Raw genomic sequence first — 25,444 nt, forward strand, 5'->3', positions numbered from 1 at the left:
CTTATTGGACAGCCCCTTCTTTATTGCAAATACATAATAAACAAAATATAAATATGCCATCCCATCAGAAGCAGATAGACAAAAAATGCGATATATACAAAAACTTTAATTTTATTTCGCAGCGGCAAACCCTATTTCCATAAAAATTTAAAGGCTTGATATCCAAAATAAAAGCCGAAACCGATGAGTGAAAGACCAGAGACGCGTGAAATCAATTTAAGCAGGGAATCTGCAAGAAAACGCCTGAAGCTGCTGGCTACGAGAGCCATTGTAAAGTCCCACAGCAAAATTCCGCTGAAGATCGCCGCGCTGATCAAAAAAAGCTTCTCACTATGGTACTTAGCGGCTGTCTCAGCCAGGACTGAGCCATAGATCCCAAGCCAGAAAAGGATGGTCAGCGGGTTAGTCAGTGACATGAAAAAACCAGAAAGAAAACATCTCCATGTTTTTTCGCTTCCTTGTTTTTTTGAAAGAACCATTACACCAGCATTTTGAAAGCTTTCAATTCCTGTATAAATTAAAACAAAACAGCCAAAAAGCCAAAGAAATGATTTGATGACCGGAGCATCCAAAAATTGCACAAGCCCCAAATAGACGAGTGCCATGTAGAAGGCATCGGCTGTCGTGGCTCCAAGGCCCACCATCCAGGCATGCCAGAAACCGTTTCGGATCCCCTTATCCATCTGTGCAGCATTAATCGGTCCAATCGGTGCCGCCAACGACAGCCCTAAAAGCATGTATTTTAGTAATATCCCCACCGCAAACCTCCGCCTGTTTTTGTTCTGTTTGTACAAGTCTATTCCGCTCTCCGTAACTGTACCACTTTTTTTGTGATGGGATTTAAGCCTTAAGCGTATAACAAAATTCTCCAAAACACATGTTAAGGATAAGAAAAACATCAGGAGGAGTCGGCATATGGATCACCAGAACCAATACACCCACGCCTTGGAAAGCGTAGAAAACGCAAGAAAAGCGATTGAAGAATCACAAGGAAACAACAACCCCGAAGAATTTCAGCAAGCAAAGCAGCTGCTTGAATATGCCCATGAAATGGTCCATCAATCGAGGCACACTGAGGGGCTGTCAGAAGAGCAATCAAAAAAACTTTTTCATGCACATGAACACCTCCGCCATCTGCAAGAAACAACGAACGCAATTGAAAGCAACCAATACGAGTAATATCGGGAGAAAAGGAATAAGGAGGTCTCGCACTTTAAATGAACAATAATCGATTGCCCGTCTTGACGATCGTAGTCCCTTGCTACAACGAAGAAGAAGTATTAATGATTACTGCACGGGAACTGACATCCGTCCTAAAAGAACTCATTTCGGAAACCCTGATCTCTCCTGAAAGCAGCATGCTCTTTGTTGATGACGGAAGCAAGGACAGAACATGGGAGTTTATTACTGCTTTACATAAAACAAATCGGCATGCCAACGGGATCAAGCTGTCGAAGAACGCCGGACATCAGAACGCCCTCCTCGCCGGAATGGATACGGCAAAAGCCTACTCTGACTGCATTATCACCATTGATGCTGATCTGCAGGACGACGTACAGGCGATTCGGCAATTTATCCTCAAATATCGTGAAGGCCACGATGTGGTTTATGGCATAAGGAGTGAAAGGAAAAGTGATACCGCCTTCAAACGGCATACTGCCCAATGGTTTTACAAGGGGATGGAAAAGATGGGCGTTGACCTTGTGTATAACCACGCTGACTACAGGCTTCTGAGCAAAAGGGCTTTGGAAGAACTCAGCCGATATCGGGAACGAAATTTCTTTATAAGAGGAGTCATCCCCCTCCTGGGTTTCCGTTCTGCAGAAGTTTATTATGACCGTAAAGAAAGAGCAGCCGGAGAATCCAAATATCCGCTGCGCAAAATGCTCGCCTTTGCGTTTGACGGCATCACATCATTCAGCATTAAACCAATCCGTTTACTGACTGTTTCAGGCTTTTTCTTCTTAGTGTTCAGTGCACTCGCTGGAATTTTTGCTTTAATTCAGAAGTTTAACGGATACACTGTCCCGGGCTGGACGTCCATCATGCTTTCCATCTGGTTCATCGGAGGCCTTCAGCTGATGGGAATTGGACTCGTCGGCGAGTACGTCGGAAAAGTATTTAAAGAGGTCAAGCAGCGCCCTCGATATGGAATTGACAGCGGCCTTATCAGAAATTCCTCACAGCCGAAAAAAACTTCCGCAGCACCGCTGCGAACCCGTCTGCGGTCGAGCCGAAAGCTTTCCTAGACTTGCTCACTACGTGTACGGTCCGCAACTGACGGGAATAGATAAAGAGGGAGGTTGATCAATGATGGACGAAAAGAATAAAGCAGAGAAGAAGGGGCTCGAAGGTCATCAGAATACCGCTGAAGCTACTGATGGATTAAATCAAGTTCTTGAATTAATAAATGCCAAAGGAAACACAAGAAGATTAAATGACGCGGTAAAAGATAAACGATAAATAAAGCTGGCGCCCAAGTCGGGCCCAGCTTTTAGTCGATTAAGCAGCTACATCGCGTTTCTTGAATACAATCCAGGTAAGCGCAATAAACACTAAAAAGTATACGGCTAGTACAGTCAAAGAAAAATTTAAAGTCATCCCTTTAATGAAAGGCGTTCCATCAAAATATTGATTTAAATTGACATTAGCAAACAGTATATACTTCACCCAATCATACTTTGAAAAGAACTGGACGTCTTTGTTACATTTTTAAATTCAATCACGCTGTTCACCTCTTTCTTCAGTTGAGATGAACTCTTTTAAGCCGGAAATCATCTCTTCCGCTGAGAATCCCATTTCTTTCATATCAGCAAAGAAGGACGAGATCTGCTCTTTTTTTAAATTTTGGCGAAGCTCGTTTAATACTGACTGATTTTCCGTCACAAACGTTCCTTGACCCCTTTTTGATTCCACACTACCCATCCTTTCTAATTCGCTGTAGGTTCTCTGAACCGTATTCGGATTCACTCCCGACTGGATCGCCATCTCCCTGACTGACGGCAGCTTCTGCCCAACTGCCAGCTCTTTGCGTAAAATTTGGCGGTTGATCCGGTCAGCGAGCTGCATGTAAATCGGTTTGGATGCATTAAAATCGTCTGCCATGTGCTACACCTCAACTTTTCGTTCAATTAACCAGCTGGCTGCAAGGAATAGGAGGAGTGCCAGAAGCAAATGGTAAAAATAATAACCTACATAAACATGCTTAAAGATTCCATATACGAAGTCGTTATATTTAAGGTTGACTTTACCCCAGATGAATAGAGCATCAAATAATTTGGTGTCTTCCCACTTTGCAAGGATCCATGGGCCAAAGAAAAAGACACCCAGCCCGATTACCCATCCGCTTATTTTACCGAGCGTTTTGGTGGTTACGAGATAAATCGCCCACAAAAACGTTATACCTATTCCGATGTAGAAGGAAATAAGCAGGATATGAATAACGGGAAAGGTACCGATGTAAATGACATCCGGCCATGTCATATCCGGATTGAGCTCAAAAACGTCCATTACCATCGTTCCTGCGATAAGTGTAACAACGCTCGTTATGAATAGCGAAAGGGCAAGCGCCCCGAACCCGTTTACCAGCTTTGCCAAAAGCAGTTTACTGACGGACAGCGGGCACTGCAGCCATAAATGCATTGTTTTATGTTCGAGAAAATAACTCACACATAGATACCCGGCCATATAGACTACATGGATCATCACCGCAACCGAACAAAAGGCAAAGAACGTTTCAGGTTTTCCCATCCTCCATGCGGTATAGACTCCAAGCCCCAAATATAAGAACAGAGCGATTAAAGCACCTAGCGCTCCCGCTCCGCCTTTTCCGAGCCTGTATTCTTTCTTTAATTGTCCTAACCAAGGATTCATTAAGCAGTCCTCCATTTCACATTGTTCCAATGAACTAGTGTACTAGTGATATAACACACTGGTATTCAAGAAAATGTCAAACCCAGTTTTTCGAACCGTCCAATAAGATCCGCCAAACAAAAAAACCGGCTGATCTTCCGTGAAAGATCGCCGGTTCTCACTGCACGCCTGTTTATTTCGCTTCCTGCCTTGCAAAAAGGCTTAATGCATTGTTCACCTTGCCGAATTCCGAGGCATGAGGACGGTCTTCACCATCACCATAACCGTAATCGACCATCCGATTTCGATTAAGACAAAGCTTCGTCATTTGCGGCTTAAAGAAATCAAACCGCTCAAAACGGCCGTTAAGCGCTGGAAACTGATCCTGATAGACATAGATTTCTTCAGCGAGCAGCTTCCAGAATTCCCGCTCCACCATTAAGTTATTCTTTACAAGCTGTTCGGATAAATACCGCAAGTGGCAAATGAATAGCCCTGTAAAGATAAACTGTGTCAAACCTTCAGGAGGCTCACTTCGCAATACAGCCTTCAGGTCATCTTCAAGCCCTGCAAGCTCTGCAAAAGGCTGGTCACTGATATTGACGTCATCAACAAAATCCTTAATTGCCAGCCGGTGAGGCTGATTATCCTTCAGCACCAGAATCGTGTTCTGGCCGTGCGGTGAAAAGACCGTACCATATTGATAAAGATAATGGAGAAGCGGCGGGAGGATCGTTTGGAACAGCTTTTTGATCCATGTTTCTGGTGAAAGGCCGGACTTTTCCATCAAACTCTGGACATACGGTTTTCCCTCCCGATCGCTGTGTGTGAGAGCAGCGAGTGTGATCGCTTTTTCACCTTCCTTCAAATACGTATAGATACTCTCTCTCCAGATGACACCGAGCATTTCCAAATACTGATAGGGTGCCCCTTTCAGCTGCTGGAAGGAAGTCTGGTCCACATTCAAGCTGGCGATCTCCCCCGGAAGGATCACACCACATGTATCTTTTAAGAAAGAATCGTTCTCTGCGATGCCTTTAATGAACTCCGTAATTTTCGGCGCGATCAAGGTTCTTTCTGCTGGAAGACCTCTGTATACGAGTGTGTTCAGGATGCTCATCGGCAGCTTCACATGATGTTTGTGCTTATGCGCCGCATTCACAAACGTCCGAATGGACTGCTGAGGAAGATAGACGTCCGGTCCTTCGCCAAGCGGAATGATACGATCATTGGCAAGATCCTCCGGGAACTGTTGGATGATGATGTTCTTCCATTGCCATTCATGGACGGGCATATAGAAATATTCTTCTTTAGAAACTCCTTTTTCCCGAAGCACATTGTCAAAAACATGGCGTGTATGCTCATCAAGTTCGGATTCAATGAGAGTTTCATAACTCAGCCCATCCACCGACTGAAACGAAGCCCGATGCTTTTTGACAGCCAGCCAGGAGAGTGTGGTGACCTGCTGATTTTCAGGAGCGAACTTCAAGTAATCGTCGTACCCAAAACCGATGCGGCCTTTGTTGTACGTAATCCAGGGATGTCCTGTCATCTCCCCCTCCAACTCCGCATAGTCCATAGCTGCAAGCTCGTCCGATGTCTTTGTTTTCCTGCTGATCAGATTGACATCTGCCAGCAGAGTTGCATTGAGTTCCTTAATCAAATGCCCTGCTGTTTCTGAGGACATTCCAATCAGTTGCTGGATATCGAGAATGAACTGCACCGCACTTTCCGCTGGTTCCCAGCTTCCATCACTGTAGCGTTCAATCGTCGCCTCACGGACCGAGTAGCTGTCAAACAATCTTGCTTCCGCTTCGAACCGGTAGTGCACTTCACCGTTAACCGTTAAAATATAACGAGCGCCCTCCACCCTTTGTGGAATGAGCATATCTTCATACATGTATTCCGAGATCATTTTTGCCAACAGTTCTTGATTGGCTTGAAACCAGTTATCTTTATTCAATTGTTTGCCAAGTTCTTCTTTAAATAGCATAAACTCTCCTCCTATATTGAAATCTCTACGCTGCTTTTGCTTTCGTTAAGGACGAATTTCTTCGCAGCGCAACAAAGGCTGCCGGCAAATGAACAGCTAAAACGACTCCCGCCGCCCAAAACGGTACAGATGAAGCTCCATTCTCAGTGAATGCCGGCACACTGACGGGTGCCAGCAGCAAGCCCAGGTTCTGAAAGGAACACATCCATCCATATTGATGTCCTGCCTCTTTCCCTTTCTGAAAGAGGCTCATATCCAGGCTGGCCAGGCAGATCGCCAGGAAAAAACCAAACAAGCAGCGGCCGGCCGTGAACAGAACGAACGATGAACTTCCTCCCTGCAGGAGGATTGAGATCAATACCATAGCTCCCGATATCATATAAACGTTCCGCAAGTTTTCAGATTTCAGCTTTTTCATGACAGGCAGGGCAGCCAAAGTCATAAAGCTGGGCAATAAGAACAAGAACGAGCTCTCCACATAGGAGCTTCCATATTCCACTTCGGTATAGACGGTAAACAAAGGCCTGATTAAAGTAACCGCAAAATGCAATGTAAAAACCGTTATACCGAGTTTCATCAAGAAATAAAGGTCCCTGCTTTTCCTTGCTGCACTTGCTGAAGCCGGGATAGGAGTCTTATGTATTCTTGATTCTGTTTTCGTCTTGGATAAAACAGCCATGCAAATAAGAGCCTGCAGCAGATCCAGCCCGCCAATCCACCAGAAGACCGAAAGAGGGTCTTTAAGCTGAATCAGCCAGGAGCTGGCCAGAGCAGCACCCGCTGCAGCACATTGTGCAAGAGCGTGGTAATTGGCGGTCACCCTCTTCTGATCCATAGCGGATTCAAGTAAGAGGGGATACAAAAGCAGATAGCTGCTCTTGAAGAGAAGCAAGATTAAAGACCATACCACAAATTGTGTTTCGGTGGCTGCCGAGGCCATCATGCCGCATGACAGGCCTGTACCTGCTTGTCCGATCAGCAGCAATCTTTTTCTGTCCACTTTTTTCGAGAGCCATCCCCATACCGGTGACGCTGCAACCACCGACAGCCGGCATAGGAAAAGATAGTTTCCTGTAAACTGAAGATCTGAAACTCCGAATACTTTTTGAAAAAACTGCGGGTAGAACGGCGAAAACAAAACTTCAGTAAAGACGAAAAGAAACACACAAATATATAGAGCAATCCGAGCTATCGGGTGATGGGAACCCATCGCTCTTCACCTTGAAAACTTTGAAAAACGTTCTTTTTCGATACCGGGTAGAGTGTCTCCCTGGCCATCGTATTCAGGATGACCGCGTTTCGGTGGGCACCCAGACCAAGATCTGGCGCACCGACTCCGTGTGTGTGCATCTCACCGTTTTGAACGAATATCTCGTTTGCCGTCAGCAGATGTGTTTTTAAACGATAATCCCTCTCGATTTGAAACCGCCCTTGTTCATCCCAGTCGATGTATTCCTCCAGGCTCGCTAAAAAAGACGGGACTGCCGGCTTATAGCCTGTAGCAAAAATTATAACTTCTGATTCCAGCTCGAAGGTTTCTTCTGTCATCCAATGCCGGCAATGCAAAGATGGGGTAGAGCCTGTCTGTTGCAAGCCAGTTACTTCTGTCATGGATTGCAAGAAGAAATCCGGAGTCTTGTTTCCTGCCGATTTTTCATACATCAGATCATAGATGTCCCCTATGGTCTCTGCGCTGATGCCTTTATACAATAGATCCTGCTGAGTCAGCAGCGTGTTCTTTTTCTCCTGAGGCAAGTGATAAAAAAAGTCGATATAATCAGGAGAAAAATATTCGAGGCCAAGCTTCGAATATTCCATAGGAAAGAAGCCTTTGGACCGTGTCAGCCAATTCAGCCGGCAAGTGTTGCTGTCCACTTCCCGGGCAAGATCAAGAAAAATCTCTGCCGCACTTTGTCCGGATCCGATGACCGTCACAGAACGCGCGTTAAGGCATTCCTCTTTTTTCTTCAAATACTCGGCGGAATGAAAGAGTCTTTTCCCTTCATGCTGTTTCACAAAGGCCGGCAGCTGAGGTTTTGTGCCGATTCCCAGGACCAGATGCCTGGCAAGATACGTCTCCACTTCACCGCTTTTTTCGTTCCGAACGTAAACTTCATAAAGAAAACCTTCTTCAGAGCCAAAGGGAAGCACGTCTTCTACCTTCATGCTGAACTTGCACGACTCCAATTGCTCCGCCGCCCACCGGCAATAATGGTTGTACTCGTTTCTTGGAATATGGAATTTCTCAAAAAAATAAAAGTGATACAGCCGCTCATGCTGCTGAAGATAGGAAAGAAAGCTGTACTTGTTCTTGGGATCTGCCATAGTAACGAGATCTGCCAGAAAAGGGACCTGCAAGGTCGTCCCTTCAATCAGCATTCCTTCATGCCACTGAAATTCGCTTTTTTGCTCAAAGAATAAGCAATCCAGCCCTGTCCCTTCTGCAAGTGCGGCCATCCCCAGGTTAAAGGGGCCGATGCCGATGCCGACTGCATCATATATGGGTCTGGAGCCGATGTTTGTCTTCATATTTCCACCTCCTATGGAACTCATCCCGGTCACAGAACATTAACAGCCCAGTTTTATCAGGCAGCTTGACCGGTTCAATTGGCACAAACCCGCATTTCTCAAACACGTGTATCATCTTTTTATTGCGGATGTCCGGTTCGGCGATCACTTTTTCAGTAAATGGCTCTTGAAACTGGAAACGTATCATCGCCTTGAGCATCGGCAGTGAATACCCTTTTCCCAAACAGTCTGTTTCACCGATCAAAAGATGCACACCCTGGTCATTCGGTTCCGCTTCATACGCTTCTTCCATCACATCACCCCTGACCCAATAGCTTTCCCAATAGCTTACTGGCCGGTCGTTAACGTAACCGATATACAGCTTTTGATGCTCATCATGAAGAGCTGTCAGGAGATGCTGAAAATAGGTCTCTTTCGGTCCGTTCAGCTTCCAATACGGAATGACATGCTCTTCATTCATCCATCGATAAAGAAGCTCGGCATCTTTGTCGAAATCAACCTGACGGAAGGAAATCTTGTTCTTTAGCTCATCATCAAAGATCTCAAAACTAAACACCATGAAGCATCCCTTCCTTTTGAAAAATAGGATTCGGCACGTTTACATAAACCGATTGATCCTCAAGCGATCCGATCAGCTCATCTTTGTCGTAAAACCTCGTCAAAAGGTTGGCCTTGCACGGGAGCTCTTGTTCATGGAGCAGGCTTTTGAGCAGTGTGCCTGAGTGTTCTGCTGATTCTGCATGCGTTTTGAGGGAGATCCTCAACTGTTCCAAAAGCTTTTCTTCATCTGCCAAGCCGGCCGTACCAAATCCGTTGATCAATCCAAACAGGTGATTAAAGAAGAGATAATACCTGAGCCTTTCATCCGCTACCGCATCCGAACATACGGTCTCGCTTTTTTCACTAAGATCCGGAAGAAGTTCCCTAAGCATATGGGCCTTCGATTCAGCATAGTAGTACCCTTGGTTATCCCTATAGTAGAATTTTGCAGGAAATCCATTCTCAAGCTGGATGATGGAGTTCTGCTGATGCGCCTCCAATGCCAGTCCATAATGTTCATAAAGCCAGAGCATGGGCTCTAGAGCAAGTGACAAATAGCGCTGGAACCATTCCTCGCTGACCTCTTCCATGCTTCGGTTTTCTTTTTCCGATATCGCTTTAATAATTGTATAGAGTCTGCTTTCTCCACCGTAGGGATGGTCCTGGCAGAGCCCTGCGATCAGGCTGGCATCCTTCTCATTGTCGCAGAACGGATTCTCGCGGATGACTACTTCAAATCCGGTTTCTTCTTCTCCCGTGTTGACATTGAGGTAGGCAGGATCTTTAATGATTTGAAACGCCGGAAACCTTTTATTCAGTTCTTCTCCGAGCCCTGTTTTCAAGAGACGTGAGATCTCCACCCCTCTCTCAAGCTCTTTTGGCTTATTTGCTCTCAAGGAATTTGTAATTTTTACAGGTACGGAGAACTTGAACATATATCGAGATACTTTGTTGTACACCGTCCGTAAAGATGAAGTAGGTGAATATGAGCTGCCTGCTGCACCGATATCTATGATATCCCCTCGCTTCATAAACTGCTGGACAGCGGGCTGTTTCACAAGTTCTCTTGCCTGCAGCGGATGGGCAGGTATAAGGCAGAAAGCTTCATCCATGCAATGCTCCATCACAAATTCATGAGGAACGGAAGGGTCATCCAGTACCATCGTTCTAACAATCTCTTCAGCAGATTGGCCTGCTGAAGAATCTTGAAGAACAAGGCAACGATGAACCTTAAAAAAGTGAAGCGGGAACTCCCCTTTTAATTCAGGGGTGTAAATGCGCTCTTCCAAGAATGACATTCCTTGTTTGCTTTTGGGCGTTGGGTGCATAAGATGGCCGAGAAGAAGAGATTGTTCTGCCTCAATAAACGTAAAATCCTTCTCTGTCAGTTTTCCTGCATCTTTTATCCGTTTCTCAATATAATCCTTCATGCTTCGGCAGCTCATGATGACCCGAAGGACGAGCTCATCTTCTGCATCATCTCTTCCTTGCTGAAGAAGCAGTTCTTTTGAAATCAGAGTGGCCAGGCTTAAATAATCTGCGGTAATGGGCTTGCCTCCGCCCTTCGTCCGAAACATGATCGGAAAAGTAAACAAATGTCTGCCCGTTGGAGACCAATACTTGACCGGAATGATGAGCTCTATATTTTGATGATGCAATGTAAGGATTAATTGCCCATTAGCCGGTTTCCCTTCCGCATTTCTTGTCTCCCGTAAAAAACAGTTAAGAAAGCTTTTAATAGTAGCTTGCTCTGCTTGTATCTTGCTGTTCATTCAGTTGCCCTCCGTTTCTAAGTATCCAATTTCCCAACTCTGAAATCTTTAGAAGCAGTGCGTTAATATCTGCGATCGTTGTTCTTGGATTGATCAGGGTAAACTTCAGATAAGTGTTCCCGCGATGATTCGTTTTGGCGAGCACAGCCTGTCCGCTATGCAGCATCGCTCTATGAATCTCTCGATTAAGTTTGCAGTGGTCCATTGCTTCAGGGTGCTCATAACGAAAAACGATCGCATTCATTTCCGGATTCGGATTGATTACCTTAAAACCGCCCAACTGCTGCATTTGCTTGGATGTCTGAGCTGCCAGCTCAATGGTATGGTCGATCATTCGCCCAAAAGGCTCTAAACCAACCGACCGCAATGACATAAACAGCTTCAATGCGTCAAATCGTCTGGTCGTTTGAACAGATTTATTTACCAGATGCAGCAAGCCTTCCTGTTCGTCCTCTTCAGGATTCAAATAATCTGCATGGTAGTTTAAGTATTTGAAGTTTCTCTTTTCCTTCAGGAAAAACGCTCCGCAGCTGATCGGCTGATAGAATAGCTTATGGAAATCCACTGTAATAGAATCGGCCTTCTCGATTCCCTGCAGTTTATGAAACTCATTCCTGCTCAGGATCAGTGCTCCTCCATAGGCCGCATCAACGTGGAACCAAAGGCCATTTTCCTGTGCAGATTCAGCCATTTTACCGAGAGGATCGATGCTTCCAAAATCTGTTGTCCCGCATGTTCCAACAAGAGCAAACGGCAACAGATTCTCAGATTTAAAGGTTCTTAGTTTTTTTCTCAAGTCTTGAAGAGACAACCGGTGAAAGCTGTCCGTCTCTACTTGAATGACCGCATCCTCTCCCAGCCCGAGCTGTGAAGCCGATTTTTTCACCGTGAAATGGGCCGCTTTTGAGCAAAGGATCCTCAGTCGGCTGGCGTCTGGCGGAAGTCCCTTTTTCTGAACGTTCCAATTCCATTGTTTGTCGCAAAATTCGTCTCTTGCCAAAAGCAGACCCATATAGTTGGACTGTGTCCCTCCGCTTGTAAACGTGCCATCCGAATGATTTTCCAGCCCAAGTCTGCGGCAAAGCCATTGAATCATCTCTTCCTCTAAATAGGTGGCTGCAGAGCTCTGATCCCATGAGTCCATCGATTGATTGGAAGCACTGATGACCATTTCTGCTGCGAGTGCAGGTAGGAGCGGCGGACAGTGGAGATGAGCAATGCACGTTTTGTGATTGACATGAATGCTGTGTAAAAGCAGCTTTTCCACATCTTTCAATACGTCTTGCAGGTCCTCTCCTTCCAATGAGGCCAGCTTCATCCCCCGGATCATCGCTTCAATGGAAGCCGGACTTTCTCCGCAATAGGGCTCCTTCATCTCGCGCATCGTGTCAGCTATCATTTTTTTTGCAGCATCCACCGTCTGGATATACGCTTGCCGGCCGCTGATTCCTTCGTGCAGAAATAGATGGTCAAATGTGTTGATCACCGTTGCCATGCTGCCTACTTCCTTCCTGCAGCAGCTTCGATCGCCTGACTGAAGATTTCCGCTACTTCCAGCACTTGCTCATATGTAATGATCAACGGAGGCAAGAATCGAACTACACTGCCATGGCGCCCGCCGACCTCAAGGATCAATCCACGGTTAAAGCATTCCCTTTGAATGGCACTGGCCAATGATGGATGAGCGGGATAGCTGCCGCTGTTTGCTTTCTTTCCTTCTGGATCGACAATTTCAGCTCCAATCATGAGACCTCTGCCTCTGATTTCCCCGATTTCAGGAAACCTCTGTTGAATATCGGCAAGCTTTGAAACGAGCAGAGCGCCCATTTTTTCAGCATGTTCCGAGAGGTTATTCTCCTTGATGTACCGTAAAGAAGCCATTCCTGCTGCCATTGCCATCTGATTGCCCCTGAATGTTCCGATATGTGCACCAGGAGACCACTGATCAAGTTCTTTGTCATACACCACCACTGAAAGGGGAAGGCTTCCTCCAATGGCTTTGGAAAGAACCAATACATCTGGAGTAATGCCTGCGTGTTCAAAGGCAAATAGTTTCCCTGTTCTTCCGATTCCAGTCTGGACCTCATCAATGATCAGAGGAATGCCTCTTTCTTCGGTAATTCTTCTCATTTCCTTTAGCCACTCGATCGGTGCTGGAATGCTTCCTCCTTCACCTTGAACGACCTCGAGAATCATCGCTGCAGGCGGAAGAACACCGCTTTCCGGATCATCCAGCAGATTTTCGATGTACTGGGAACTGATGCGCTGACTTTCCTCTCCGCCTACACCAAATGGGCATCGATAGGTGTACGGATATGGCATAAAGTGAACATCCGGCATTAACCCGTTCACCCTCTCCTTTGGCCCAAGATTTCCGCTCAATGCCATCGTGCCGTGCGTGGATCCATGGTATCCTCCCTGGAAAGAAAGGATGCTCTGTCTGCCCGTTGCTGTTTTGCATAATTTGATGGCTGCTTCAATCGCATCACCACCCGTAGGTCCGCAAAACTGGATTTTCGCTCTCTTCGCAAAATGAGCTGGCAAACTATCAAACAGTTCCGTTACGAAATCTTCTTTTATCGGCGTGGTCAGGTCAAGGGTGTGCAATGGCCGCCTATCCCGGATGACCTGTTCAATCGCCTCGATCACGGCCGGGTGATTATGTCCGAGTGCTAATGTACCTGCTCCGGCAAGACAGTCATAATAGGTTTTGCCATTCACGTCTTTTACAAAAATGCCTTCCGCTTCCTCAATGGCGATCGGAATTCTGCGGGGATACGACCTGGCATTCGACTCCCGATGTTCCTGTTGTTTAAGAAAAATATCATTTTTGGACAGTTGCTTCGTTGCCATCTATAAAAACTCCCTTTCCTAATTGATAATGATTTTCATTATTATTTACAGGTCTAACTCTAAATGAAAACTGTTCTCATCGTCAATCATACTTGAGAACCATTCTCAGTTGGTTCTCAAGTACAGCTGTCCATAGAAAATCTATGCTTTAAAGACTAGTAAACGCTGGCATGCCAGTATTTTTAAAGTGAATATCTCTTTTTATATAGGACGTCTATGAAAATTAATCGCCTGTACTTAAGTGATTCTTTTGGCCTATTTCAAATGAATATGTCGAATCTTGTTGTATGATGTCGTGCATCAATGTTTTGAACATAAATCAGTAGTTTTTGAACATAAATCCGTTTTTTTGAACCTACATCCGAAGTTTTGAACAATAAGACTGTAAATTTGAACATAAAGATTTCGGTGAATGTTCTCAAATAAAAAAGAGGGCCTTTCTCATCGAATACGATAAGGATTCCCTCTTTAACTTTATTTTCTGTTTTCAATTTCGTCATGCAGCTGATCGATCAGCTCTTCTAATGCCATTAAACCGGAAGATTCCATACCAAATTTCCTTACATTGACTCCCTGCTGTTTTACTTCTTCATCTCCTACCACGAAGATGTAGGTAGATTTCTGCATCTGCGCTTCTCTGATTTTATAGCCCAGCTTTTCTTCCCTCAGATCCGCTTCCACTCTTATTCCTGCAGACTTCAGTCTCTGTACCACTTCTTCTGCATAGGATTGGTGATGGATTAATGACACAGGGATTACTTTCACCCGAACGGGTGACAGCCATAATGGAAAGGCCCCGGCATAATGCTCAATCAGAATTCCTAAAAAACGGTCAATGGAACCAAGAACTGCCCGGTGGATAACGACTGGACGCTGTTTTTCATTCTTTTCGTCCACATAGTGCAGATCAAACTTTTCAGGCATCTGAAAATCAAGCTGTACTGTCGCACACTGATGGCTTCGGTTAATGGCATCCCTGATATGGAAATCGATTTTTGGGCCGTAGAATGCACCGTCACCCTCATTAATTCGATAATTTAGCCCGGCTTTCTTCAGCACATTTTCAAGGGCATTCTCTGCCTTTTCCCATAGGTGCTCCTCTCCCATCGAATCTTCCGGACGAGTGGATAGCTCTACCTCGAATTGAAACCCGAATGTGCGGTACACTTCACCGATGACTTCAAGTACAGCCTCTAATTCACTTTCAATCTGATCTGGGGCTGCAAAGATATGGGCGTCATCCTGGCAGAATGTTCTTACACGCAGCAGCCCGTTCAGCGCTCCGCTGTATTCATGCCGGTGTACCTGGCCGAACTCGGCCAGCCTTAAAGGAAGGTCACGATACGATCGGCGTTTGTTTTTATAGATGAGCATGTGCCCCGGACAGTTCATCGGCTTTAGAGCAAAACCAGCCTGGTCCACCTGTGAGAAATACATATTTTCCTTGTAATGATCCCAATGTCCAGACTGCTCCCACAGCCTCTGGTTCATCATAAGTGGTGTTCTTACTTCTTCGAACGAATGGCTCAGCTGAAACTCTCTTAAAAATCGTTCCAGTTCATTTCTCATCACCTGGCCTTTTGGAAGAAAGAATGGCATTCCTGGAGCCTCTTCAGAAAACATAAACAGCTCAAGCTCTTTTCCGAGCTTGCGATGGTTCCGCTTTGCTGCTTCTTCCAAAAAGTGAAGATGTTCTTCAAGTTCTTTCTGTGAGGAAAAAGCTACACCATAGATTCGCTGCAGCATTTGGTTCTCTGAATCACCCCGCCAATAGGCTCCTGAAACAGACGTTAATTTAAATGCTCGGACCAAGCCTGTTGATGGTAGATGCGGCCCTCTGCACAGGTTCATAAACTCACCCTGTCTATAATATGAAACCTCTTCCTCCTTTGGAATATCATTAAGCAATTCCAGCTTTAGATGGTCTCCTCTTTCGCGCCAATATCGCTCTGCCTCCTCCCTTGAAACCTCAAGCCGCTCAATCTTATGATTTTCCTGAACAATTTTATTCATTTCCGCTTCAATGGATGGCAGATCTTCCAGTGTGATCGAAACCGGCACATCCATGTCATAATAGAAGCCATTTTCGATCACAGGGCCCACGCCCGATTTTACATTTTCATACAGACGATGAACCGCCTGCGCCAGGACGTGAGCTGCGCTATGTCTCATGATACGGATTCCCTCATCGGAATCAAGAGTAATAATTTCAACCTCTGCATCCTTTTGTATAGAAAAACTAAGGTCGTAAAGTCCGCCATCCATTCTTCCGGCTGCTGCTTTCCTTTTTAGACCCGGGCTGATGGAAGCTGCAATTTCTCCCATTGTTACTGCGTGTGGAAATTCCTTTAGGGAGCCATCTGGGAATTGAATGTTGATTTGATGTTCTTTCATTTTAAATCCTCCTTTTTGGATAACAAAAAGCACACCCATCCCTGATCAAGGGACGAGTGTGCTTTTACCCGTGGTTCCACCCTGGTTCCCGCCACAATTGCAGTGGACGGCTCCATTTCGCTGTAACGCAGCGCATGCGGAATAGACTACTAAAGATTGCGCTTCATCCATTCAGCTCCCAGGCGGTAAATCACTCTCCTGCGTCAGGAAATTCTCAGCATTCCTTCCCTCTCTGTAAGACCGGTCCCGAGTCATTCATGTCCTGTTCACAGCTTTTATCTTTAGAGGGAAAGGAAAAGAAAAAACGCACCCATCCCCGGCAATAGGGACGAGTGCGTTTTACCCGTGGTTCCACCCAGATTCCCACCAAAAGGTTTCTGCAACGAATTGATGGCTCCAGCGCTTTAACGCAGCGGCTGCGGTATTGGCTACTCTGGTTCACCAATACAGCTCATGGATGGTAAGTGAATCTCCTGCGTTGGGAAGTTCTCAGCACCCTTCCTCTCTGTGCAACCGGCCAGACCACTCATGTTCCTTTCAAAGCTTTTGATCACGTTCAGTTTTATTAAAATAGAATATACAGGATTATCCACTCTGATGCAACGCTTTTTCAAAATTTTTTTATTTTCGGTGCACAACTGTCGGACCTTCCGGCTCTCCCACAATCAGCAGGTCGGCCATATTCAAAAACAATCCGTGTTCAATGACACCTGTCAGCCCATCAAGCCATGAGGCTGTTTTTTGGGGATCTTCCATGCGTGGCACTTTCAGATCAATGATAGTATGGCCGCTGTCTGTTATAAAAAGTGCTTCACCTTTTTTACGGAAGGCAGGTTGAAGGCCTTCCTTTTCGAAGATACGAAAAAGATATTGAGACCCGAACGGCAGGACTTCAACCGGCAGAGGAAATCTGCCGAGTGAATCGACCCGTTTAGCCGAATCAACGATCCATATGACCTTGGAAGACATGCTTGCTACTACCTTCTCATAGAGAAGGGCTCCACCTCCCCCCTTTATTCCGTTCAACTCACCATCTACTTCATCCGCTCCATCGATGGTCAGGTCGATTCCGTCGATATCGTTGATAGAACATAGGGGAATATTGAGCGACTTTGCCAGATTTGTTGTCGCTTTCGAAGTGGAAACCCCATGAATATTCAGTCCTCCTTGTACCCTTTTCCCCAGCTCTTGAAGCATATAATAGACTGTGGAGCCTGTTCCCAGGCCGAGTATCATACCGTCCTCTATAAATTCAGCTGCTTTTTCGCCTGCCATCTGTTTTTCGTTCATTACCGATTTCTCCTTTATTGCGTTGGTATTTTCTTTCATGCTCCCCTTTTTTTTATCCTCTTACCCTAAATGGGACTAGAAACTGACCAAATTGGGAAGTTTAACGATAATCCTAAATTGGCGGTGAATGTATGTTAACTTCTTTAAAACGATTTCTAATCGGACGCCCTCTAAAATCTGCCGAGGCTGGGGAACACAAATTAAATAAACTGAAAGCGCTCGCTATCCTTTCATCTGATGCACTCTCCTCGGTAGCTTACGGAACAGAGCAAATCCTTCTAGTGCTTGTGACGGTAGGGGCAACAGCTTTCTGGTACTCTCTGCCGATCGCTGTAGGCGTCCTTATTTTATTGCTTGCACTCATATTATCCTACAGACAGATCATTTTTTCCTATCCGCATGGCGGGGGAGCCTATGTGGTCTCCAAAGAAAACCTGGGTGTCAATTACGGTCTTGTAGCAGGAGGATCTTTGCTCGTCGATTATATTTTAACCGTGGCCGTAAGTATTTCAGCAGGAACAGACGCCATTACTTCCGCTTTTCCTGCCCTTCACACCCATAACGTCAGCATTGCGGTAGTCCTTGTGATCCTGATCACCATTTTAAATTTAAGAGGGCTAACGGAGTCAGCGTCCATTCTTGCTTATCCGGTGTATCTCTTTGTTGTCGCTCTCCTGATTATGATCGGCGTGGGCCTCTACCATATTGCCACCGGTCATGTCCCTGCATCAGCCCACACACCAGTCGGTACTCCTGTTGCTGGGCTGACCCTGTTCCTGCTGCTTCGGGCTTTTGCTTCTGGATGCTCAGCCTTGACAGGGGTTGAAGCGATTTCAAATGCCATACCCAACTTTAAGGAACCCCGCCCGAATAATGCAGCAAAAACCTTGATCATGATGGGTTTACTGCTTGCTGTTTTATTTACCGGTGTGACATTTCTTGCCTACTGGTATGGCATTGCACCAAAAGGGGAGGAAACCGTGGTTTCACAGATTGCTGCTGAAACGTTCGGACGCAATTACATTTATTATTTTATCCAGGGAACAACCGCTTTAATTCTTGTACTTGCAGCGAACACGGGCTATTCTGCATTCCCTCTGCTCGCTTATAACCTGGCGGCCGATAAATTTATGCCGAGAATGTACACGATGAGAGGTGACCGCCTGGGCTATTCCAATGGCATCATTACACTGGGAATCGGATCCATCATCCTCATCGTAGCGTTCAAAGGGAAGACAGAGAACCTAATACCATTGTATGCCGTTGGGGTATTCATACCTTTCACCCTGTCACAGTCCGGTATGATCTTAAAATGGCTTCGAGAAAAACCAAAAGGCTGGATTTCAAAGCTGACGGCCAATTTAATCGGCGCCCTCATCACCCTGACAGTCCTGATGATCTTTTTTGTAACGAAATTTATTCAAGTCTGGTCCATTTTGATTTTCCTGCCATTGATTATCATAATGTTCCATCGAATCCATCGCCATTACATGGACGTGAGTGACCAGCTTAGTCTGGAGTCAGAACAACGCCCTGTCCCCATCGAAGGCAACGCTATTATCGTTCCGGTTGCCGGGATGACTCGCGTGGTTGAGAACTCACTGAATTACGCCAAAACCCTCTCTGACCAAGTCATTGCCGTTCATGTAGCCTTTGACCGCCGGTCGGAAAAACGTTTTGAAGAAGAATGGGTGAAGTGGCAGCCGGACATCCGTCTGGTCACATTGCACTCACAATACCGAAGCATAATACATCCGCTCACTAAATTTATAGACACCGCTCAACACAAAGCTAGAGAATCAAATTACTGGGTCACAGTGCTGATTCCGCAATTCATAACCAAAAAGAACTGGCATAACATTCTTCACAACCAGTCAAGCCTGCTCATCAGGGCTTACCTTCTGTATAAAAGAAACGTCGTAGTAACCACCGTTCCCTATCGATTTAAGAAATAACAAAAGGATGATCGGCAGCAAGCCGGTCATCCTTTTTTGGCGAGTTACATCTTGAACTCGATCTTCCCCGTTTCTCTATTAAGGGTAAGAGCAGCGGCAAACGGTTTTCCCTGCTTGCTTTTAAAGCCTTTCAGCTTTGCCGTCTCTCCTTTTTCAAGCAGACGTTTTACCTGTGCTGCAGAAAGCTTTTTCCTGGCAATCTTGCCGGAGATGGAAAACTTGCATCCGTCTTTATAACCGCTGCAGCCATAGAAGTCATTCCTCTTAATATATAGGATCTCTTTCCCGCAGGCCGGGCATTTCCCAAGAGGGTCCGCCGCTGCTTTAGATAATGGAATATTCTCGACCTTCCAGCTTGCTGCCCCTGCAATGGCTTCATTGATCACTTTTTCCGTCATTTTTCGCGTCAGCTCCATAAATTGCTTCGCATCTGCTTTTCCCTTTCCGATCTCACGGAGCCGCTGTTCCCAAACCGCCGTTGTTTCCGCGGACGTCAGAATGGATTCATCACCGATTGCTGCAATCAGCGCCTTTGCTTTTTCTGTTGCAAACACCTGGTTTTTCTGTACCTTGATGTAATCGAGTTCCTCAATTTTTTTAATAATGCTGCTCCGGGTAGCCTCCGTCCCCAGACCTTGTACTTGATCGAGCACCTTGCTCAGCTCTTCATCCTCGATCGTTTTTCCGGCTGTTTTCATAAGAGTGACAAGGCTTCCAAGTGTATAGCGTTTAGGCGGCTGTGTTTTGCCTTCACGAACCGTGATGCTCTCAACTCTTCCCTGGTCAGATTCAGCTACATCCGGGAGAAGCGTGTTGTCATCATCCTCTTTTTTATCTTCTTTTTTCTTGTTTTCAAAAAGAACCTTGCGCCATCCTTCTTGTATAACAAGTTTCCCCTTTGACACAAACTCGTCCCGATCATTGACTTGTGTAACGATCGTTGTCGTGTCCATGATCGCCTTGTCATAATGTGCGGCAATTACGCTTCTCACAATCAAATCGTAAATGTTTCGCTCGTCTCTGTTCAGCTTTGCGGGATTCACTACGTTTTCCGTTGGGATGATGGCATAGTGGTCCGATACCTTCGCTGGATTAACAAAACGTGCATTCCCAATGATGGATCGCTTCGGTGAAGGAAGCAGATGTTTATACTCTTCAAGGCCACCCAGCTTGTCCAATATGCCCGGCATCATTTTTGCCTCTTCTTCAGTAATATATGGACTGTCCGACCGTGGGTAGCTGACAATCTTTTTCAGGTAAAGATCACTCGTAATGTTCAGTGTTCTTTCCGGCGAGTATTTGTACACTTGGTTTGCTTTAGCCTGGAGAGCTGAAAGGTTGAACAGCATCGGTGGTTGGTATTCCTTTCTCTCCTTTTTAATACCCGTTACCGTGCAAGACTTGCTTTCTGTCCTCAGCTTTATGGCTTCTGCCTCTTTTCTCGTTTTGAGGCGGCTGCTGTCTTTGTCATGCCATTTGCCGCTATACTTCTTGCCGTTAACATCAAATGAACCGATCACTTCAAAAAATGGTTCTGGTTTAAACTTCTCGATCTCATCCTCGCGCTTTACGACCAGCGCTACTGTCGGTGTCATCACTCTTCCCGTTGGAAACGTCTCTCTGATTCCTTTTTTCTGCATCAAGAGCGTGTATGCCCTTGTGGTGTTCAGACCGACAAGCCAATCCGCACACGCTCTTGAGTATGCTTCAAAAAAGACCGGAAGTGTTTCCTTGCCATCTTTCAGGTTGTTAAATCCATCCTTGACGGCCTTTTTCGTTAACGAGGAAATCCATAATCGTTTGACCGGCTTCCTGCAGTTCATATTGAGGAGGAGCGATTTGTAGATGAGCTCCCCTTCACGCCCCGCATCGGTAGCACCTATGATCTCGGTGACTCCCGGATCAAATGCCAGTTTTTTTATAATTTGAAATTGATCCCATTTTGAGGAAGAGACTTTATATTTGAAACGGTCAGGCATCATCGGGAGAGTTTCAAGTTTCCATTTTTCCCATTCCGGTTTATAGTCCTTTGGCGGCACGAGTTCCAGCAGATGCCCAACACACCACGTTAAATATGCCCCTTTAGGAAGTATTTCCTGAGGCGGAATCTCATAGTAGCCCTTTTGTTTTTTAACCTTAGAAAAAGGCCCTGCAAGTGCTTGGGCCTGGGATGGTTTTTCAGCAATAATAAGTTTCATGGTTCACTCCTTGAAGCAGAGATTCGAACATTTGTACTCCTTTTCATTATACCATTCCCTTCAAGGAATAGATATGTTCTTATACGTTCGTTTCCCCGCTTCGTGCAAAAAGCTTCTGTTCTTCATACAGGTAAAAAATGTAATCGGTAGATGCGCCTGCCTCTCCCATCTGTCTGAGCATCGCCGTCAGGTTCCCTCTATGATAGGTTCCATGGTTAACAACATGCAAAATAAAATCCTGCAGAGGCGCTTTTGCTTCTCCAAATTTCGGATGAGAAATCGTGACCATCTGAAGAGGATCCCCTATCCCGTTTAAATAGCGTTTATAATCACTGGATATTTCCATAAATAACTTTTCAATCTCAATTAACGTTACACCTTCCAGCTTTTCATTCCATTCATTGAGCGAATGAATCGTTTCCTCGTACGTTCGTCCGGTAATTGTCCAAAGCCAGATCAGATCGGTTTTCAGCATATGGACCAATGTATCCATCAAGCTAGGAAACACACTTTTAATTTCTTGCTTTACCTTTTCTTCTGGAAGCATTTTCAAATGTTCAAACCATTTCTTATTCGCCCAGAGATGATAATCCATCCATTTCAATGCTTGATTTTCCATATATCGATTCTCCTTTTTTTGTTGGTTTATGTTTATAGTAGACCTTCGATAAAGTACGGGGATCTTCCTGCATGGATTGACCATTCATCTTACAAAACAAGGAAAATCTGTTATGGAGGAAGAATAACCTTAATGCACGTCACTTAACATTGGAGGAAAGCTGTATGACGGAAAAACAAACCTATCAGAGAATCCGATTACGCGAATTAAGAAAAACCGACTGGCAGGATGTCCATTCCTATGCTTCCCAGGAGATCACATGCCGTTTTCAGCCTTGGGGGCCAAATACTGAGGAAGAAACGCTTGAATTCATAAGCCAGGTCATCAAAGATACGAAACTCAATCCCCGAACCCGCTTTGCTTTTGCTGTCATTGAAGAAAAAGATGAGTTATTAATTGGGGTAGCGGAGTTGAACATCAGGGATTTCACCAACAAAATCGGAGAGATCGGCTATGTTATACACCCCGCTTACTGGGGCCGGGGCTATGCCACAGAGGCAGGAAGGCATCTGCTCCATTTAGGCTATACCGTTCTCAATCTGCACCGGATCTATGCTACATGCCACCCTGACAATGAAGGATCTGTACAGGTACTCCAAAAATTAGGAATGACAAAAGAGGGAGTGCTCAGAGAAGATCTTAAAATGCAAAACGGTTGGAGAAACTCTCTGCTCTTCAGCATTTTAGAACACGAATGGACAGACAATCAATAACAACGCGCAAAAAAACCAGAATGCATTCCTTTGCATTCTGGTTTTGGTTATGCTTTTGTGATGCTCGCTTCCAATTCCACCATAACATTTCCTTGTATGGCCCTTGTGATCATGCAGGAGGTTTCCGCTTTTTCGGCCAGCTTTTTAGCAAGCTGTTTGTCCGCCTCTGTCGCATCGCTTTTTAAGGCTATAACAGGGCGATGGATAATTTTCTTGTAGGTAATCACACCTTTTGTAACGTCTACGATGCCTTCGGATTCCATTGTAAGATTTTCTTTCTGCAGCTTGCTTCTCTCCATCATGGCAGCCAGCGTAATAATATAACAGGTAGCCGCTGCTCCTAGCAGCATCTCATCAGGGTTTGTCCCCACTCCCGGTCCATCCATTTCATGAGGGATCGAGATCTTCGTTTTCAGGTTTCCTGTTTCCATTTCACCTACATCATTTCGCAAACCCGGCCAGCTTGCTTTCAAATGAAAAGAATGCAGTGCCATATGATCAGCTCCTCTCGAATTCTCTTTTTTATTGTAACCATTCTTGGCTGGTCCCTCACTTATTTTGCACAGGTGGGTATTATAGTCATTAAATTATACCTTCCCAGCCCGTTTTCAGTATAATGATAGAATAGTATATTTCACATACCCAGTTGAAGGAGAAAAGAATACATGTCTATTCTTATGGTAGATGATAATTCCGTAAATCTATTTGTTATTGAAAAAATATTAAAAGGTGCCGGTTATGAGAGTACGGTCTCCCTTTCATCCGCCAGCGAATTGTTCGATTACCTTGAAATGGGGAATCCGCAGCCGAAAAAAAGTGATGTTGACTTGATTCTTTTGGACATCATGATGCCTGAAATCGATGGAATTGAAGCTTGCAGACGTATTCAAAAGGTTGAGCGGCTAAAAGATATTCCGATCATTTTCATCACCGCCCTCGAGGATACGAACAAACTTGCCGAAGCACTTGATGTAGGCGGGATGGACTATATTACAAAACCGATAAATAAAGTTGAACTGCTTGCCCGTATACGTGTAGCGCTGCGGTTGAAGTATGAAAAAGACTGGCATATGGAGCAAGAAAAAAAAATCAGGGATGAGCTCGACCTTGCCATGCAGGTTCAGCGGAGCCTTTTAAATCCCCCTCTTCAGCAAGAAAATATCCAGATTAATGTCTCACATCTTCCCTCCTTTAAACTTGCCGGGGACATGTACTACTGGCACCGCTTTAATGATCACCGGTATGGTGTTATCCTGCTTGATATGATGGGCCACGGGCTTTCCTCATCCCTTGTTTGCATGTACATATCTTCTGTCATGAGAGATGCCATCAAGATACTCGAAGATCCTGAACGGGTAATAAAAGAACTCAACCGGTATATGGCTCTCTTATACAATCAGAAAAACTTTTACAATTATTACTTTACCTGCATTTATTTGATCATTGATACCCAAAGGAAAACCGTTGAATATGTGAATGCGGGTCATCCACCTGGCTTCGTGCTGGTAGATGGGGAAGAACAATGCTTATTGGAACGCGGCAGCTGTGCCGTAGGTTTTTTTGATCAAATGGAAGTTAAAAAATCTACGATTCATTTTGAAAAAGATATTCAGCTTCTTCTTTTTACTGACGGTGTCATTGAAGCGAACGAGGACGAGAACATCCTGCTCGATAAACTGCAGTTCATCGCTTCGCAAAAATGGAATCAAACCATCAAATCGCCGATCCATTTGGTCATCCCTGAAGAGGAACTTGGAAATCAGCAGGACGACATGTGTATTCTTATGATCCAGGCAGAAGGAACCAAAGTGCCCTCTGCCATATAATTGGATATAAAGCTAAAAGACGGGCGAAAGGATCGCCCGTCTTTTTTATCGTTTTCTATAAATTTTATCAGCAGCAGCAAACTCGTTATAGTAAGGGGTTTTTTCGGAAAAACGAAGAGATTCTTTATTACCGAGGCCAAGGAATCCTCTCGGACAAAGGCTCTCGTAAAACAATCCCTGAACCTGATTTTGTAGTTCTGCCGTAAAGTAAATCAGCACGTTCCTGCAAATGATGACATGGAACTCATTGAAGGAAGAATCGGTGACCAGATTATGCTGAGCAAAACTAATATTCCGTAAAAGCGAAGGATGAAAATAGGCAAAATGCTCATCCGCGCTATAATATTCCGAAAACGCCTCTTTGCCGCCAGCCTGAATATAGTTCTTTGTGTAAGTCTGCATCTTCATTAAAGAAAAAGTTCCTTGTTTGGCCTTCTCCAATACTTTTTCGTTCATGTCAGTAGCATAGATTGTGGTTTTTTCTGATAATCCTTCTTCCTCAAGCAAGATGGCCATCGAATAGACTTCTTCCCCTGTCGCACAGCCTGCATGCCATACCCGGATCTCCGGAAGCTTCCTAAGCTCAGGAACGACATGTTGGCGGAAAGCTTTAAAGAATTCTGGATCCCGAAACATCTCGGTCACGTTGATCGAAAAGTCATTGAGCATTTTTTCAAGAAAACCTTTCTCATGAACCACTTTCTCATGAAGCCTTGTTATCGTTGGAATGCGTTCCAGCCGCATTCTATTCTGAATCCGGCGGATAATCGAGGCCCTCATGTATTTTCTGAAATCAAAACCGGATAGCCGAAAGATGGCTTCCAATAAAAGGTCTGCTTCCAGATTTTCCACATATCCAATTTCGAGTTCGTCATCCGTTACAATCATTTGATTATTCATATTATTCTTC

22 protein-coding genes, 1 pseudogene and 1 other annotated feature are annotated in these 25,444 nt (G+C 45.1%); of the genes and pseudogenes, 6 read left to right on the forward strand and 17 right to left on the reverse strand.

The window, feature by feature from the left end; translation table 11 throughout:
- Window positions 1-131: 131 nt before the first annotated feature.
- Window positions 132-758: a LysE family translocator gene (locus ABHN01_RS20090; RefSeq protein WP_429876992.1), complete on the reverse strand. Its 627-nt coding sequence runs from the start codon at window positions 756-758 to the stop codon at window positions 132-134.
- A gap of 157 nt (window positions 759-915) precedes the next feature.
- On the opposite strand from ABHN01_RS20090, the gene ABHN01_RS20095 reads away from it, so the two are divergent.
- From ABHN01_RS20095 to ABHN01_RS20105, 3 genes are all read left to right on the forward strand, one after another.
- On the forward strand, window positions 916-1,179 hold the full coding sequence (locus tag ABHN01_RS20095; protein WP_429876993.1) for a hypothetical protein: 264 nt from the start codon (window positions 916-918) through the stop codon (window positions 1,177-1,179).
- A gap of 38 nt (window positions 1,180-1,217) precedes the next feature.
- On the forward strand, window positions 1,218-2,249 hold the full coding sequence (locus ABHN01_RS20100; RefSeq protein WP_429876994.1) for a glycosyltransferase family 2 protein: 1,032 nt from the start codon (window positions 1,218-1,220) through the stop codon (window positions 2,247-2,249).
- A gap of 61 nt (window positions 2,250-2,310) precedes the next feature.
- On the forward strand, window positions 2,311-2,463 hold the full coding sequence (locus tag ABHN01_RS20105; protein WP_290400050.1) for a hypothetical protein: 153 nt from the start codon (window positions 2,311-2,313) through the stop codon (window positions 2,461-2,463).
- Between the two features lie 39 nt (window positions 2,464-2,502).
- Here ABHN01_RS20105 and ABHN01_RS20110 read toward each other — a convergent pair.
- From ABHN01_RS20110 to rpiA, 12 genes and pseudogenes are all read right to left on the reverse strand, one after another.
- Window positions 2,503-2,685, reverse strand: a pseudogene (locus tag ABHN01_RS20110) (ABC transporter permease); the annotation flags it as partial.
- Window positions 2,686-2,718: 33 nt separating this feature from the next.
- The gene (locus ABHN01_RS20115) at window positions 2,719-3,105 is read right to left on the reverse strand and encodes a GntR family transcriptional regulator (protein WP_290400054.1); all 387 of its coding nucleotides are present in this window, start codon (window positions 3,103-3,105) and stop codon (window positions 2,719-2,721) included.
- Between the two features lie 3 nt (window positions 3,106-3,108).
- The gene (locus ABHN01_RS20120; RefSeq protein ID WP_429876995.1) at window positions 3,109-3,873 is read right to left on the reverse strand and encodes a hypothetical protein; all 765 of its coding nucleotides are present in this window, start codon (window positions 3,871-3,873) and stop codon (window positions 3,109-3,111) included.
- Window positions 3,874-4,045: 172 nt separating this feature from the next.
- Complete coding sequence (locus ABHN01_RS20125; RefSeq protein ID WP_429876996.1) at window positions 4,046-5,845, reverse strand: IucA/IucC family protein; 1,800 nt, start codon at window positions 5,843-5,845, stop codon at window positions 4,046-4,048.
- 25 nt (window positions 5,846-5,870) lie between these two features.
- Entirely contained in the window at window positions 5,871-7,055 is a 1,185-nt protein-coding gene (locus ABHN01_RS20130) for an MFS transporter (protein WP_429876997.1), read from the reverse strand.
- Window positions 7,034-8,374: a lysine N(6)-hydroxylase/L-ornithine N(5)-oxygenase family protein gene (locus ABHN01_RS20135; RefSeq protein WP_429876998.1), complete on the reverse strand. Its 1,341-nt coding sequence runs from the start codon at window positions 8,372-8,374 to the stop codon at window positions 7,034-7,036. The genes ABHN01_RS20130 and ABHN01_RS20135 overlap by 22 nt, the downstream gene beginning before the upstream one ends.
- Window positions 8,340-8,933, reverse strand: a complete 594-nt coding sequence (locus ABHN01_RS20140; protein ID WP_429876999.1) for a GNAT family N-acetyltransferase — start codon at window positions 8,931-8,933, stop codon at window positions 8,340-8,342. The genes ABHN01_RS20135 and ABHN01_RS20140 overlap by 35 nt, the downstream gene beginning before the upstream one ends.
- The gene (locus ABHN01_RS20145; RefSeq protein ID WP_429877000.1) at window positions 8,923-10,686 is read right to left on the reverse strand and encodes an IucA/IucC family protein; all 1,764 of its coding nucleotides are present in this window, start codon (window positions 10,684-10,686) and stop codon (window positions 8,923-8,925) included. The genes ABHN01_RS20140 and ABHN01_RS20145 overlap by 11 nt, the downstream gene beginning before the upstream one ends.
- Entirely contained in the window at window positions 10,649-12,181 is a 1,533-nt protein-coding gene (locus ABHN01_RS20150; protein ID WP_429877001.1) for a pyridoxal phosphate-dependent decarboxylase family protein, read from the reverse strand. Before ABHN01_RS20150 ends, ABHN01_RS20145 begins: the two co-directional genes overlap by 38 nt.
- A gap of 5 nt (window positions 12,182-12,186) precedes the next feature.
- Entirely contained in the window at window positions 12,187-13,539 is a 1,353-nt protein-coding gene (locus ABHN01_RS20155; protein ID WP_429877002.1) for an aspartate aminotransferase family protein, read from the reverse strand.
- A gap of 474 nt (window positions 13,540-14,013) precedes the next feature.
- Window positions 14,014-15,933 (reverse strand): threonine--tRNA ligase, encoded by a 1,920-nt coding sequence (gene thrS, locus ABHN01_RS20160; protein ID WP_429877003.1) that lies wholly within the window; start codon window positions 15,931-15,933, stop codon window positions 14,014-14,016.
- 45 nt (window positions 15,934-15,978) lie between these two features.
- Window positions 15,979-16,212: a binding site (T-box leader), on the reverse strand.
- Window positions 16,213-16,554: 342 nt separating this feature from the next.
- On the reverse strand, window positions 16,555-17,223 hold the full coding sequence (rpiA, locus tag ABHN01_RS20165; RefSeq protein WP_429877004.1) for a ribose-5-phosphate isomerase RpiA: 669 nt from the start codon (window positions 17,221-17,223) through the stop codon (window positions 16,555-16,557).
- 131 nt (window positions 17,224-17,354) lie between these two features.
- Between rpiA and ABHN01_RS20170 the strand changes: the two genes are divergently transcribed.
- Window positions 17,355-19,178, forward strand: a complete 1,824-nt coding sequence (locus tag ABHN01_RS20170; RefSeq protein ID WP_429877005.1) for an APC family permease — start codon at window positions 17,355-17,357, stop codon at window positions 19,176-19,178.
- A gap of 44 nt (window positions 19,179-19,222) precedes the next feature.
- On the opposite strand, the gene ABHN01_RS20175 is transcribed toward ABHN01_RS20170, so the two are convergent.
- Window positions 19,223-21,376 (reverse strand): DNA topoisomerase 3, encoded by a 2,154-nt coding sequence (locus tag ABHN01_RS20175; protein WP_429877006.1) that lies wholly within the window; start codon window positions 21,374-21,376, stop codon window positions 19,223-19,225.
- Window positions 21,377-21,455: 79 nt separating this feature from the next.
- Window positions 21,456-21,995 carry a DinB family protein gene (locus tag ABHN01_RS20180; protein ID WP_429877007.1) on the reverse strand — a complete coding sequence of 180 codons (540 nt, stop codon included), beginning with the start codon at window positions 21,993-21,995 and terminating at the stop codon, window positions 21,456-21,458.
- A 164-nt stretch (window positions 21,996-22,159) separates the two neighbouring features.
- Between ABHN01_RS20180 and ABHN01_RS20185 the strand changes: the two genes are divergently transcribed.
- Window positions 22,160-22,708: a GNAT family N-acetyltransferase gene (locus ABHN01_RS20185; protein WP_290400068.1), complete on the forward strand. Its 549-nt coding sequence runs from the start codon at window positions 22,160-22,162 to the stop codon at window positions 22,706-22,708.
- Between the two features lie 47 nt (window positions 22,709-22,755).
- On the opposite strand, the gene ABHN01_RS20190 is transcribed toward ABHN01_RS20185, so the two are convergent.
- On the reverse strand, window positions 22,756-23,202 hold the full coding sequence (locus ABHN01_RS20190) for an OsmC family protein (protein ID WP_429877008.1): 447 nt from the start codon (window positions 23,200-23,202) through the stop codon (window positions 22,756-22,758).
- A 171-nt stretch (window positions 23,203-23,373) separates the two neighbouring features.
- On the opposite strand from ABHN01_RS20190, the gene ABHN01_RS20195 reads away from it, so the two are divergent.
- Complete coding sequence (locus ABHN01_RS20195; protein WP_429877009.1) at window positions 23,374-24,534, forward strand: SpoIIE family protein phosphatase; 1,161 nt, start codon at window positions 23,374-23,376, stop codon at window positions 24,532-24,534.
- Window positions 24,535-24,579: 45 nt separating this feature from the next.
- On the opposite strand, the gene ABHN01_RS20200 is transcribed toward ABHN01_RS20195, so the two are convergent.
- Window positions 24,580-25,434 carry a CheR family methyltransferase gene (locus tag ABHN01_RS20200; RefSeq protein WP_429877010.1) on the reverse strand — a complete coding sequence of 285 codons (855 nt, stop codon included), beginning with the start codon at window positions 25,432-25,434 and terminating at the stop codon, window positions 24,580-24,582.
- Between the last annotated feature and the right edge of the window lie 10 nt (window positions 25,435-25,444).

Origin of the sequence: Fictibacillus sp. NRS-1165 (assembly GCF_050468105.1) — a bacterium.
Classification (GTDB): Bacteria; Bacillota; Bacilli; order Bacillales; family Fictibacillaceae; genus Fictibacillus_C; species Fictibacillus_C terrinigri.

Excerpts from the sequence above, each read along its gene's own strand:
- ABHN01_RS20095 (WP_429876993.1), top strand. The coding sequence starts at position 916 with ATGGATCACCAGAACCAATACACCCACGCCTTGGAAAGCGTAGAAAAC.
- ABHN01_RS20100 (WP_429876994.1), top strand. The coding sequence starts at position 1,218 with ATGAACAATAATCGATTGCCCGTCTTGACGATCGTAGTCCCTTGCTAC.
- ABHN01_RS20105 (WP_290400050.1), top strand. The coding sequence starts at position 2,311 with ATGATGGACGAAAAGAATAAAGCAGAGAAGAAGGGGCTCGAAGGTCAT.
- ABHN01_RS20115 (WP_290400054.1), bottom strand. The coding sequence starts at position 3,105 with ATGGCAGACGATTTTAATGCATCCAAACCGATTTACATGCAGCTCGCT.
- ABHN01_RS20120 (WP_429876995.1), bottom strand. The coding sequence starts at position 3,873 with ATGAATCCTTGGTTAGGACAATTAAAGAAAGAATACAGGCTCGGAAAA.
- ABHN01_RS20125 (WP_429876996.1), bottom strand. The coding sequence starts at position 5,845 with ATGCTATTTAAAGAAGAACTTGGCAAACAATTGAATAAAGATAACTGG.
- ABHN01_RS20130 (WP_429876997.1), bottom strand. The coding sequence starts at position 7,055 with ATGGGTTCCCATCACCCGATAGCTCGGATTGCTCTATATATTTGTGTG.
- ABHN01_RS20135 (WP_429876998.1), bottom strand. The coding sequence starts at position 8,374 with ATGAAGACAAACATCGGCTCCAGACCCATATATGATGCAGTCGGCATC.
- ABHN01_RS20140 (WP_429876999.1), bottom strand. The coding sequence starts at position 8,933 with ATGGTGTTTAGTTTTGAGATCTTTGATGATGAGCTAAAGAACAAGATT.
- ABHN01_RS20145 (WP_429877000.1), bottom strand. The coding sequence starts at position 10,686 with ATGAACAGCAAGATACAAGCAGAGCAAGCTACTATTAAAAGCTTTCTT.
- ABHN01_RS20150 (WP_429877001.1), bottom strand. The coding sequence starts at position 12,181 with ATGGCAACGGTGATCAACACATTTGACCATCTATTTCTGCACGAAGGA.
- ABHN01_RS20155 (WP_429877002.1), bottom strand. The coding sequence starts at position 13,539 with ATGGCAACGAAGCAACTGTCCAAAAATGATATTTTTCTTAAACAACAG.
- thrS (WP_429877003.1), bottom strand. The coding sequence starts at position 15,933 with ATGAAAGAACATCAAATCAACATTCAATTCCCAGATGGCTCCCTAAAG.
- rpiA (WP_429877004.1), bottom strand. The coding sequence starts at position 17,223 with ATGAACGAAAAACAGATGGCAGGCGAAAAAGCAGCTGAATTTATAGAG.
- ABHN01_RS20170 (WP_429877005.1), top strand. The coding sequence starts at position 17,355 with ATGTTAACTTCTTTAAAACGATTTCTAATCGGACGCCCTCTAAAATCT.
- ABHN01_RS20175 (WP_429877006.1), bottom strand. The coding sequence starts at position 21,376 with ATGAAACTTATTATTGCTGAAAAACCATCCCAGGCCCAAGCACTTGCA.
- ABHN01_RS20180 (WP_429877007.1), bottom strand. The coding sequence starts at position 21,995 with ATGGAAAATCAAGCATTGAAATGGATGGATTATCATCTCTGGGCGAAT.
- ABHN01_RS20185 (WP_290400068.1), top strand. The coding sequence starts at position 22,160 with ATGACGGAAAAACAAACCTATCAGAGAATCCGATTACGCGAATTAAGA.
- ABHN01_RS20190 (WP_429877008.1), bottom strand. The coding sequence starts at position 23,202 with ATGGCACTGCATTCTTTTCATTTGAAAGCAAGCTGGCCGGGTTTGCGA.
- ABHN01_RS20195 (WP_429877009.1), top strand. The coding sequence starts at position 23,374 with ATGTCTATTCTTATGGTAGATGATAATTCCGTAAATCTATTTGTTATT.
- ABHN01_RS20200 (WP_429877010.1), bottom strand. The coding sequence starts at position 25,434 with ATGAATAATCAAATGATTGTAACGGATGACGAACTCGAAATTGGATAT.